Source organism: Bythopirellula goksoeyrii, assembly GCF_008065115.1.
Classification (GTDB): domain Bacteria; phylum Planctomycetota; class Planctomycetia; order Pirellulales; family Lacipirellulaceae; genus Bythopirellula; species Bythopirellula goksoeyrii.
Genome location: NZ_CP042913.1, coordinates 797,555 through 809,844 on the forward strand (window position 1 = coordinate 797,555; position 12,290 = coordinate 809,844).

The 12,290-nt window shown below is 51.6% G+C and carries 8 protein-coding genes; 2 read left to right on the forward strand and 6 right to left on the reverse strand.

From position 1 onward, the window contains the following. The first annotated feature begins 23 nt into the window (after window positions 1-23). Window positions 24-395: a hypothetical protein gene (locus Pr1d_RS03155; RefSeq protein WP_148072168.1), complete on the forward strand. Its 372-nt coding sequence runs from the start codon at window positions 24-26 to the stop codon at window positions 393-395. Then, the gene (gene ltrA / locus Pr1d_RS03160) at window positions 389-1,867 is read left to right on the forward strand and encodes a group II intron reverse transcriptase/maturase (RefSeq protein ID WP_148072169.1); all 1,479 of its coding nucleotides are present in this window, start codon (window positions 389-391) and stop codon (window positions 1,865-1,867) included. The genes Pr1d_RS03155 and ltrA overlap by 7 nt, the downstream gene beginning before the upstream one ends. A 106-nt stretch (window positions 1,868-1,973) precedes the next feature. On the opposite strand, the gene Pr1d_RS03165 is transcribed toward ltrA, so the two are convergent. The 6 genes from Pr1d_RS03165 to Pr1d_RS03190 all read right to left on the reverse strand — a co-directional run bounded on the left by Pr1d_RS03165 (window position 1,974) and on the right by Pr1d_RS03190 (window position 12,218). Beyond that, the gene (locus Pr1d_RS03165) at window positions 1,974-3,188 is read right to left on the reverse strand and encodes an IS256 family transposase (RefSeq protein ID WP_168205027.1); all 1,215 of its coding nucleotides are present in this window, start codon (window positions 3,186-3,188) and stop codon (window positions 1,974-1,976) included. Window positions 3,189-3,419: 231 nt separating this feature from the next. Further along, a complete protein-coding gene (locus Pr1d_RS03170; protein WP_148072170.1) occupies window positions 3,420-4,295 on the reverse strand; it encodes a 3-keto-disaccharide hydrolase in 876 nt (291 codons plus the stop codon). A gap of 127 nt (window positions 4,296-4,422) precedes the next feature. Continuing rightward, on the reverse strand, window positions 4,423-5,910 hold the full coding sequence (locus Pr1d_RS03175) for a DUF1501 domain-containing protein (protein WP_148072171.1): 1,488 nt from the start codon (window positions 5,908-5,910) through the stop codon (window positions 4,423-4,425). A gap of 18 nt (window positions 5,911-5,928) precedes the next feature. Next, window positions 5,929-8,793: a PSD1 and planctomycete cytochrome C domain-containing protein gene (locus Pr1d_RS03180; RefSeq protein ID WP_168205028.1), complete on the reverse strand. Its 2,865-nt coding sequence runs from the start codon at window positions 8,791-8,793 to the stop codon at window positions 5,929-5,931. Between the two features lie 98 nt (window positions 8,794-8,891). Then, on the reverse strand, window positions 8,892-10,262 hold the full coding sequence (locus tag Pr1d_RS03185) for a hypothetical protein (protein WP_148072173.1): 1,371 nt from the start codon (window positions 10,260-10,262) through the stop codon (window positions 8,892-8,894). A gap of 84 nt (window positions 10,263-10,346) precedes the next feature. After that, the gene (locus tag Pr1d_RS03190) at window positions 10,347-12,218 is read right to left on the reverse strand and encodes a hypothetical protein (RefSeq protein ID WP_148072174.1); all 1,872 of its coding nucleotides are present in this window, start codon (window positions 12,216-12,218) and stop codon (window positions 10,347-10,349) included. Window positions 12,219-12,290 lie beyond the last annotated feature (72 nt).

Below are 12,290 nucleotides of genomic sequence, written 5' to 3' on the forward strand. Positions count from 1 at the left end.
ATCCTAACGGAGGTAACCACGAGGTGAAAGCAACTGCACGAGACGGAGTTTGGACATTGGACAATCGAAGTCTATCCCGCGAGGGCGTGTGGGGAGGAAGCCGTAGCCGAACTGCAGCACCGAACGTAAGTGAACCCTCAAACGGGCTTCTCGGACCTGGGTTAGCGTGCCTTCCAGCGCGACGCCCGATATCCGTTGGTGGCCGAGGAGTAGTGAGGGCGGAGGCGGCAGGACATTGTTCGATCTTACCCCAGGAGATCTCTGCGGGTCCGCCTATCGGTATTCCGGAAGAAGGCAACGACGACCGGTTGATGCCCGCAGAGAAGTCGGATCGCCCCATAGTAGTGCTGAAGCTGGGTAATGCCGGTGGAGCGAAGGGGGCGACAAGTTGTTAAGTGCTGGAACATGCCAACTGGCTTTCGCGTTTGCCGACAGCCCGCATGGGGGCAAGGACGAGAGAACCTCGGACGAATCCAAGGGAAAGTCGCACCTGCTGCTCAGAGCGAATACCAAGGAGGTAGATCATCCAGCCACCTGGGTAGCCGACGACACAAGTCGGTCACTGGAACAAGTAGCCTCGGTGTCTAATTTGGCCCGGGCGTTGCTTAACGTCGCGCGCAATAAAGGTGCGGCAGGTGTGGACGGACGTGGTGTACGGGAAGTGGTTGAGGCTTCGCCCCAACTGCTTGCTCAGCTACGCCGTGAATTGCTTTCGGGTACCTACCTGCCTGGCGACATTCGCCGGGTCTGGATTCCCAAGTCCGGTGGCGGGCATCGGGGCCTAGGTATTCCGAATGTCGTGGACCGCTGGGTTCAGCAGGCCGTACTCCAAGTTTTGGAGCCGATCTTCGAGCCGACGTTTCACGACAGCAGTCACGGATTCCGTCCGAGGCGTGGTGCACAAACGGCCATTGCTGCGGCCAAGCAATATCTGGCAGAAGGATATGCCTGGACGGTCGATATTGACCTTTCAAAGTTCTTCGATCGTGTTCACCACCAGCGGCTATTAAACCGCTTGGCGAACCACGTAAAGGATGGGCGTCTCCTAAAGCTAGTGCATGGCATGCTCAAGGCGAAGGTTGTGTTGCCCGATGGCACACGAACGGCCACGACCGAAGGCGCACCGCAAGGTGGTCCGCTTTCTCCGCTACTTTCCAATGTAGTTCTTGACGAACTCGATTGGGAACTGGCACGTCGTGGACTTCGGTTCGTGCGTTACGCCGACGACTTCAGCGTGTTCGTGAAAAGCGAACGTGCCGGTCGTCGGGTGATGGACTCCGTCAGTAAATTCATTGATAGACGCTTGCGTCTGCTGGTCAATGAAGACAAGAGTTCCGTCACGGGTCCGAATTATCTAACTTTCCTCGGCTTTCAACTCGGCAAGAATGCCGAGGGCCAAGTCATGGTGGCAATCTCTCGCCGAACTAAGGAGCGAATGGATGCCCGTATTCGTGAGCTAACGCCACGAGTCTGGGGTCAATCGCTGTCGACGTGCTTCGAGAGAACCGAACGCTACCTGCGAGGATGGATTGGATACTTTCGGTTGTGTACCGAAGATTCCCTGCGACCGCTCCACAAGTTCGACGCCCACATTCGGCGTCGTATTCGGGCGATTATCATTCGTCAGAAGAAGCGGGACCGGTATCTGTTCCGCCACCTGCAAACACGTGGCGTTTCTCGGAAGTCGGCGGCTAAGACCGCCTTCACTCGTGCTGGCGTTTGGAGACGCAGTGTCAGCTATGGCATCCATCAGGCGTATTCCAACGCCTGGTTCGCCGAACGATTGATGCCGCTCACCGACCGTTGGCATGCCTTGAACCCTTCCCGACAGGTCTTCATCAAACAGCAACGACTGTTTGAAACCTAAGGCAGCAACTTGAAGAGCCGGATGCGTGACCCGCAAGTCCGGTTCTGTGAGAGGCTTGGGGGAGAGATCCCCCGGGCCTACTCGACGAGTTGGGGGCGTGCGCGGCCTACGAGGCCACTCCGCTGGTCTCCTTCGTTGTCTCTTGCAATCGCTCCATATCGAGGTACTTGCGCGTGCCCCATTTGGTACCAGCGACGTGTCGCAGTCTTGCGGATACCAGCATCAATGCGCTGTTGCCGTCCGGGAAGGCACCCACGACGCGCGTCCGCCGGCGGACTTCGCGCATCAATCGCTCCAAAGCGTTGTTCGTGCGAATCCGCGTCCAATGCTCGCGAGGATAGGACATGTACCGCAACGTCTCGCCCACGCCCTCCTCGACCACCTTGGCTGCCTTGGTGAGCTTCATCGCTCGCAGCTTCTCCACAACGTCGCCCGCCTTCTTCTTGGCCGCCTCGCGGTCTTCCTGCGCGTGAATTGCCTTGAGCATCGCCATCACCTCCTTCATTCGATGACGAGGAACTTCCGAGCCGACGTTGCGATACCAGTGGACCACACACCGTTGCCAGTCTGCCTCCGGATAAAACTCGCCCAAGGCTTCTACCAACCCTAAACACTTGTCGCTGGTCACCAGGCGAACTCCCTTCAGGCCACGCTCCTTGAGATGCCGGAGGAACTTCCGCCAACTCTCGGTATCTTCCTTCGTCCCTTCGCAAACACCCAGAACCTGCCGATAGCCGTCCTGGTCGACGCCCACGGCAACCAATACCGCCACGTTCTTCACCTCGCCGCCCCACGACCGTTTCAGCCAAATACCATCCAGGGCCACGTAGGCAAAATCGCCCTCGATCGGCTGGTTTCGCCAGGCTTCGATCCGCTCGTAGAGCTGCTGATTCAGCTCGCTCACCGTGCTCGGAGAAACTCGTGTTCCCCACAACGCCTCGGTGATGTCCTCCACCCGGCGAACGCTCACCCCGGCGAGGTACATCTCCATTAGCGCCTCTTCGACCGACGACTCCCGTCGTCGGTATCGTTCGATAATCTGCGTCTCAAATGGCAGGCTTCGCAGCCTGGGGACCTTAAGCTTTACCTGGCCCGCCTTCGTCTGTAATCCTCGTTCGTAAGAACCAGCTCGTGTATCCACGCGGTCGGGGCTCCGCTCGTAACGCTTCGCTCCACAGAGTTGATCAGCTTCGGCCTCCAACAGTCCATTGAGCGTCTCCTCGACGCTCTTGCGAACCACCTCGTCGACGTGCCCTCGAATCTGAGCCTCGTCGATCTGAACCATGCTTCCGTTTTCAGTACTTCCTGTTAAACTCGCCATCGTGGCAGTCTCCTTCGCTTGGGGGAATGAATCGTAACAATCCAATTCCTACCAAGCAGGGGCTGCCCAAACAATCTGCGCAATAATATAGGACGTTATCATTCCTGTTGCCAAATCGCGAACGCGATCTGCTCCTCTGTAAAACGTTTTCGTGACATGGTTCCCTGGTCTCCTTTCACTGCTCGGGCTGACATCATAGAGACCCAGTTTCAGGTTGTGATTACCACCTGACTATTCTTCAATCACTGCATTTTTTAATGGCAAGAGTTCCCAGCGACGGACGAGGATTTCTGCCAATTCAGCTTGCAATTGAAGTTTCCCCTCGGCTGGAACGGCATCGAACGCCTCGTTAACCAAGGATCCGTTGACAAAGACCTGTATGTGCCCACCTCTGCAAACCACTTCTAAGCGAGTCCATTCGTCGGTTGGACTCTCTCGATCATTCTTACCGCGAAATCCTAGGACATCCTCCCAGTCAGGATCGCGATCACACCAGTTGATCCGCGTTCTATTTGATAAATCAAATGTCTCTGCGATGCCATCTTTATTCCACACGACTTCTCCGTCACGATCTCGCCCTACTTCGGATGTAAGAGAAAGCGGTACGGGCTGGCCATCCTTACCTTCTCCCACAACGAGAATAAAATCTCCAACTCCACCTTCGATAATGTTGACTTCGATTCCAGGCATCCACACCCCTCCTACTCCCCCGTCTATGCCTGTGCTGTGAATGAATAGCCCTGAGTCTCGGGCGCGATTTCGCCTTTCGTGCCACGTTCTGGGGCCCCATTTGTATTCAAGGATCATATCGTAGTCTCGGTATCGCTCCTTGGTTATGATTGAACCCCAGCCATCACCGGTAATATGAAGTATCTGATCCTTAACGTAAAACACCTCCTTCGGATCCTTGTACTTGGTATTTTGTAACCATGTATAGAGGCCATCCAAATTCTTACCGTTGAAGAGTTTGATCGCTTTCTTCTGCGGAGAGATCGCCTCAAACGCCTGAGAAGTGCCCTTTTCTTCAGCTCCATGCGATACAGAGTCCTGGTGTGAGAAGAACACAATAATAAGGACAAGCAATAGTTGGAAACTGCGAATAAGCATCAAAAATTCCTCGATTGTTTTGTTTGGGAATTCCTACTCACTGAATTACAAGTCATATTATTAAAGTCCCTAACGCAAATTAAATAAGTCACTCAGTTCAATTTACGAGCCTCTTATCTATGTTCGTTCATGCCAGTATGTCCGCTACGACTTTTGCCGGCTTTACGCCAGTGAGCTTTTGATTCAATCCTTGATATGGATAGTGCAGTCTATCGTGATCAAGGCCAAGTTGGTGGAGAATAGTTGCGTGAAAATCCCGCAACAGCACAGGGTTTTCAACCACTGAATAGCCCATAGGGTCGGTTTCACCGAAGGTGATTCCCGGTTTAATTCCCCCCCCTGCTGCCCATAGTGTGAATGCCTCGGGGTTGTGATCGCGACCGAGGTAAGGGCTCTCCACGCCAACTTTTGTCTCACGCATTGGCGTACGTCCAAACTCCCCGCTCCAGATCACCAAAGTATCCTCAAGCATTCCTCGTTGGCTTAGATCGGTCAGTAAAGCTGACATGGGCCGATCGACCTCGCGACATTTGTCTTGAAAACCCAGATTGATCGCTGTCTCACTTGAAGTTCCGTGCGAGTCCCACCCCCAATCGTAAAGTTGGATAAATCGCACGCCTCGCTCAGCAAGCCGTCTCGCTAGCAAACAATTGTTGGCGAAGGACTCCTTTCCAGGTTCGGTTCCATAGAGTTGGTGTATGTGCTCCGGTTCATCCGCAATGTCCATCACACCTGGTACTTCCATTTGCATTCGAAATGCCAACTCATACTGAGCAATTCGTGTTAGCGTCTCAGGATTGCCAAAAGCCTGATAAGATTCTTGGTTCAAGCGTGATAGCGAGTCTAGGGCTGTACGTCTCAGGTCGCGACTTACTCCCTCCGGATTGGCGATATTCAAGAGTGGATCACCTTGAGATCGGCACTGTACTCCTTGATAGACCGAGGGAAGCATTCCGCTACTCCATAAGGCCTTTCCTACCCTGGGCGCGCTCCCTCCCGACATCAAAACGATAAAACCGGGTAGATTCTGATTCTCTGTACCCAGTCCCCAAGCAACCCAAGAGCCCATACTAGGGTATCCCATTCGCGCTTGGCCCGTATGAACCATGAGTTGGGCCGGGCCATGATTGAATTGATCGGTTTGCATGGATTTTACAAAGCAGACCCGATCAACATGTTCTGCAAAGTGCGGCAAGCGATCTGAAACCCAAGCACCTGATTCCCCATACTGCTTGAATGGATACTGGGGACCAAGCATATTGGGAGTCCCTTTGAGAAATGCAAACCGTTTCCCTTCGAGAAACTCTTGGGGACAGGGTAGGCCATCATGGCGGCGAAGCTCTGGTTTGAAATCGAACAGGTCAAGTTGACTCGGAGCGCCAACCATGTGCAGAAAAATGACCCGCTTTGCTGCTGGAGCGAAATGGGGAGCAGTTCTACTTAGTGGTTCGTTCGATGAGTGCTGCGGGAACGAACTCTCGGCGCCGAATGCCCCATGATCTGCCCCGCACCATACGGCACCCAATCCTGCCGCGCAATCCACCAAAAACTGACGGCGAGATGCATATTCGAGGGAAGCCAAGCGAGCCTCATCAAGTAATGATCGCTTTCTCACATTCTTTCTCCCATCCCCCTATTTCATCATGATTTCATCGAGGTTTAACAAGACCGTTGCAACTTGCGTCAATGCTTGCAAACGTTTTTCGTCACCCCCACTATTGCTATAAAGACTTACGAGTTCATCCAATTCCGTAGGCGTAGGGTTCCGACTTGTGGCAAGCTCAAAGCCATAGAAAAACTGCTCTTCAAGAGTCAAACCGGCTTGATCCATGCGTCCAGCGAGTGACTCTGCACATTCAACCAGCACCTCATCATTGAGCATTGTCAGTGCTTGCAGTGGAGAGTTTGACCTCAAACGCCGCGGAGTACAAAACTCACGTGAAGGCGCATCGAACACTGCGGCCATTGGATAGGGAATACTCCGTTTGACGTAGGTGTAAATTGATCGGCGATACCGATCTTCTTCGCCTCGAGCCGCTGTTTTCCACTCCTCCTTATCAAATGGAGTCCAAACGCCATCCGGAATGGGCGGTTGCACGGGCGGTCCATAGAGCTTGGAACTCAGCAATCCTGAAATAGAAAGTGCCTGATCGCGGACCATCTCTGCCGAAAGAGGACTACGAGGTCCGCGAGCGAGCAATCGATTGTTAGGATCTTTCTCAAGGAGTTCTCTCGTTACAGTAGCCGATTGACGGTAGGTATTTGAAAGGACAATCTGCCTCAACAGTTTCTTGATGCTCCATTGGTGTGTTTGCTGAAATTGTAGAGCGAGTAGGTCAAGAAGTTCCGGATGCGAAGGCCGTTCCCCCGACGACCCGAAATCCTCTTCCGTGGCGACTAGGCCTGTCCCGAACAACCGAGCCCATAAGCGATTGACTGCTACGCGTGCAGTCAGTGGATTCTTAGGACTGACAAGCCACTGGGCTAATGCCAATCGGTTGAGACCTTCGGAATCATCAAAGGCAGGCAATGCTTGGGGTACACCGGGACCAACCTGCTCACCCTTGGTTAGAAACAGTCCACGATCGAACACATGCGTAATGCGAGAGAGATGTTCAGGGATCTCCCTCATGATGGGTAGTTCAGTTGTTTGGAACTCGGAAAGATCCTTCTTAAGCTGCTCCAGACGATCGTAATTTGCATCTGACACTAGAGTGCCTAGGGTAGGATCATCAGAAATTTCTACGTGACCACGTCGAGGAACCAACGCAAATCCCGCAGAGATAGCGTTGTTTTTCAACCGGAGTCTGAGCCAACTTCCAGATGGAACTTCGCACTGAGTCTCTAATACGAACGCAGCCTGACGAGAGTGATAAATGCGGCTTGGTGCGGAGAATCCTTCCTTTGAATCTGGATTGAGACTTTCATTTGGATCGTAGATTGGTACTGGCTCATCGGTGATGACTCGCTTGAAGACTAGTTTCCGAATAGTTTCGATTCCGGGAATAAATAGCTCAGCGTCGACATGAGATAGAACAAATCCCCATTCCGAGTCACTTATCGCACGCTCTGCATGAAGCGGTGAGATTGTTACTCTCACTGCGGCGATAGGGTCGCAGTGCTCGGGGAGAGGTGCCTCGAGAGTAAATTCTGTTTCATCTGCCAGTGCGTCTGTCGCGATGAATTCACTAATGCCCTCATTCTCTCGCACCTCTATGCCCGTCACTGTGTTGGATTTCGCATGTAAGAGTTTCAAGGGGTGCCAAGCCACGTCATAAGTTAGAAAACTATGATCTTTCTTCCACAAATCATTCTGCAAATTTGCATTTTGTTGGAATAGTGATTCATACGATTCGTACTCAGATATGTCCTCTGGCACTTCAATCGCTGGTTGATGGTCGCCTAAATCGCTGTCTGCCGTATTATTAAAAAAAGCGGCGAATTGATAGTATTCTTTGTGTCGAAAAGGATCGTAGGGATGATTGTGGCATTGAGTGCAGCCGAAAGTTAAGCCTTGCCATGCTTGCCATGTCGTATCGACGCGATCAAGAACCGCGGCAATTCTAAACTCTTCATCATCAGTGCCAGCTTCGTTATTCGATTGGGTTAGTCGATGAGCCCCTGTTGCGATCAGATCCCTTATTCCAGGATCAGGTAGTAAATCCCCAGCGAGTTGCTTGATGGTAAATTCATCATAAGGCATATCACTATTGAGTGCCTCAATGACCCAATCTCTATATTTCCATACATTGGCTCGGGCATCTACTCCAAGTCCATCGGAGTCGGCGTATCGAATAAGATCGAGCCACACACTCGCCCAGCGTTCGCCAAAATGAGGAGACGCCAGCAAGCGATCAACTTCAGCAGCGTAGGCTGCTTCGCCTCGATTTTTGACAGCATCGGTGAGACTACGTACCTCGGAAGGTGTCGGGGGTAATCCTATAAGATCGAGACTAACCCTGCGCAGCCAGAGATTTGGGGAAGCGGCCTCGCTAGGCTGCAATCCTTCAGCTTCCAAGCGAGCAAGAACGAATCGGTCCACATCGTTGAGAATCCATTCACGGTTCTTTATCTTCGGAGGGAATCTGGGCTGAGGCGGGCGAAATGCCCAATGCTCTTGCCACTGAGCACCTTCGGCAATCCATTGGCGAAGTAAATCACAATCCTCCTTGGATAGTGCAGGTCCATGGTCGGGAGGAGGCATCCTCAGATCGGGATCCTGCGACGTCACTCGCTCCAAGAGAATGGATTCCTCGGGGTTACCTGGCTCGATTACCCAACCGTTTGGAGGAAGAACTTGATCACGATAAACGAAGGATATATCGCCAGCTTGCTTTACACCACCATGGCAAGCGACGCAATGCTTATTAAGTACCGGTCGGATGTGACGATCAAAGCTGACGCGAGTTGGTTTATTACTATCGTTAGCATAAAGAGTGCCTGCGCAGGACATGATGAATAAAAAGGCACTCCCCCAGCAAACCAATAGACTGGGCATGCATTTGTTACTCAGCAGCTTGACCAGCCCAAACTTGTTGGTGGTTTCATGACATATCGTGTGAATTCTCATACTAGATGATAAAAAGCAAATTAGAATCATTGGACTACCAGAGAACCTTCTTGGTTCATCTGACCGCTGTCTTCAGGTTCATAAGTCACACCTGTAGAACCCTGAGCGTAGATCCGACCTCCGTTGTCAGCTACCATTCGATCGCTTGAATCAGGTCGTGGGCTCGAGGCTGCTATATCCAAGATGATCTCGGAGCCGCTGTCGGCATATGCAAATGCTCCCTGGGGCAGTTTTGTGAAATAATAGTCATTCAGTTCCACAGCTTTCCCGAAGATTTCTCCGCCAGCGACTGCATAGAATCCAAAGTCTCCCTTGATATTTCGAAGCTTGGACTGGTAGATATTCACAAGCGATCTTGCCCCAGCGAAGTAGACAGACTTGTGAGCAACTGCGTAGCCTTTCCAGAGTTCCAACGTAGTATTTACTGCTGAGGCGTCGCAATTCGTAGCAGTGTGGAAGGGAATATTGATTACACCTCCGCTCTCGCCTGAAGCAACAACCTGGCAATCGATGACTTCTGCTCCGCGAGCTTCGATTCGTGCTCCACCTCCATTGGCAACGAATGCAATATTGGCTCCTTGAATTGTGCAATTGTAATCCATCCAAGCAGAGCTATCGTGACAAATCATTCCGTACTGTGCGTTCGGCACATAAGCCTGGAAACTGTGATTCATTGCAAAGTTACTTCGATACTGGCTGTTTGAACTCAGGTGCATCGGGCCACCATTGTAATGGTAGGCGAAGAATAGATCGCTCTTGTTGACTACTCGGCACCCCACCGAATTGATACCCCATACGCCGCCGATAATCGCTACTTTGCCTAAACGAATGGACGCGCTGGTTTCACTTGTTTCCCAAGAATGGTGCAAGCCACACGAAATCGTATATCTCGTGGGGCCATCGCCATAGGTGTCACGGTTGATGATCGCCACGTTGTCGAGACCACCAAGACCATAGGGCAAGGCAAGTCCATGTATTTTATTACCACGGATTTCAATCCACGCCCCGAACTTCGACTTTATGAAATCGATATCCGCCGCCTTCTGCCCCGTCATGTCCGCAACACGTGGCATATCGCCCTCGAGCTGTGGTCCTGTTATGAAAACGCTCCTAGCATTCATGTTTCGGAAGTCATAGTTCTGGAGAATGTGTTCCCCAGCAGCAAGTGAAATCGTGAGACTGCCGCCATTGATGAATACTCGCTTGCTTGACCATTCGAAGGCCGCTTCCAACGTTTTAAACGCTTGCTGTGGTCCAACCGTCACAGTGATGTTTTCGTTGCTCCATATCAATGCACTATTTTCGTTGGGAGATTCTGTAGGAGCTGCACCAGTGAGAAATAATACAGCGAGACACAGAAGTATTCCGGAGATGAATCCAATTACACGCTCGTACACAGACAATCCTTTCTTGAGAGTGGGCTAGTAGGCATCACTCCAATTGCTTGACAATAATAGAGTTCTGCGAAATCCGCATCACAACTAGGGTTGATTATCGCTTGGAGACACCACGTCGCCTTCAACGGCATAGGACTTTATGACCGTGTTGCCCTCTTCAAGAAAAAGATGCACATAGAAATCATTCGTTTGAATTGGATCGTCTAATTCAAGCACAATTTCGCCTCGGAAATTACCATCCGTCTTTTCCTGGGCGACGAGATCAGTCCCATTGAGCGAAACTCCTATACCAATTTTGGCTGGGCTGTCATTGGCAGCTGCGTTGCCCTCCGCACGTAGCCTAGAGAGGTTGATATCCTGCGGTACCTTTAGATGTTGGACAATTTCAAGCACGCCAGGGCTATTGGCATGCAGCCCGGCCGGGGATTGGACAATCTTCCTGGGTTCCTTGATGTCCGCAGTATGGTAAATGCTCATATCCCGCAGGTCTTCTTCAAAAAGCACTTTGCCGTCATCGTTGACCTCAAGTTCCAACACTTTCTCTTGAGGCGGGACGACATCCGCTTCCACTTCAATCGACTCAACACCTGCTAACACCTCGCCGTTAGTTTTGGCCGTTCCACCCATCGTGTAGACCACCTGAAAATTTGTCCCTGATAAACGATCACCAGGAATCACCAAATCCATCGTTCCTTGTGGGCCAAGTGTTGCGCAACCAATTTCACTTCCCACAGAATCTCGCACTGAAAGCGAGACCGCAGCATCGGTTTCAGGCGCAATGAAAGCGGGAGCATGGACTCGCAGTTCTGAAATTGGAAATGCGCTAGCAAACGAATAAGCAACCGAGGACTCCGCAGGCCCGACTTGGCGAGGGCGCAGTTCTACAGGGGTCGAATCCCATCTCAGATCGGCAAAACCTGTAATTGCAGTATCGTTGACAAATCGCAGTGTTCGATCTTGGGCGTAGTCTTCTTGGTAGGAGGCTGAAGTATCACTTGACGAAGAGAAAGCAAGCTCGATTATGGGGGTCTCCCACGGAACAGTATCCCAAGAACTTTTATTGGGACCTGGGTCTAACTTGGCTTCCATCGAATATTGGAGAACACGAGCGAAGGTCTGCTTGAGGCTATCGGGGGCTTGTTTTTGCCAACCCCACCACGCGCCTGGTCGCCCAAACCAGGCGAAATAGGAAGTGGGGATATTGTACTTTCGACAGACTTCCCATTGCTCTCCGAAGCGACGGGGGATATAAGGCACTGACTGCTGGCCGCCTCCTGCCCAAATAATTTGAACGATAGGTTTCTGCATGACCGTGTAGCCACGCATCGCGCGCTCCATGTCAGGTTGGTCGAGATGATACTCGTCCGCCATCCAACCATCTGATTTTAAGTTCGGCCAACCTGTTACTCCCGGTATCGACCCATGCGAACTAGGAGAGTACCACTGATAAATTGGCACGTCATGCTTCGCCTTGATCAACTCGTACAGTCGGTTCAGATGCCGATCACGACCATTCCAAAAGATGTGTTCTTCACCCAGAGTAATTGCATAGATTTCGCTACTGTCAACCTGGGTAAAAAAATCATCCACTACAGCTGCAAGCTTTTCGATTTCTGAATCGTCCGCATCATGACTAAGATGGTGGACAGCATAGAATTCCCCATCAGCGTTTTTGGCTCGTGGAACTAGGTCTACAATGACCCGCGTTCCATTGCGACGAGCTTTTTGCAAGCTATCGTTCCATTCGGAGATATCCTGCCCTTCGCTCACGACGGCTGGCACGATGAAGTAATCGAACGGCGTATCAGCTTGCAAAAAGTATTGATTCCATCCGCAATACAATCCGGAGTCCTTGAAAGTCAAAGGAACACGAGGGCCGGGGATTTCTTCCGCACGACACGTAAGCGTGAAATTGATTGCCAAAAGAAGACCTAAAACCGCAAATCCGTTTTTCATAACACACCTCACTGTTTTCTGGCAGGAAGAAAGAAGAACTAGCAGATGGATAGTAAAATTGCCTCGTTTTAG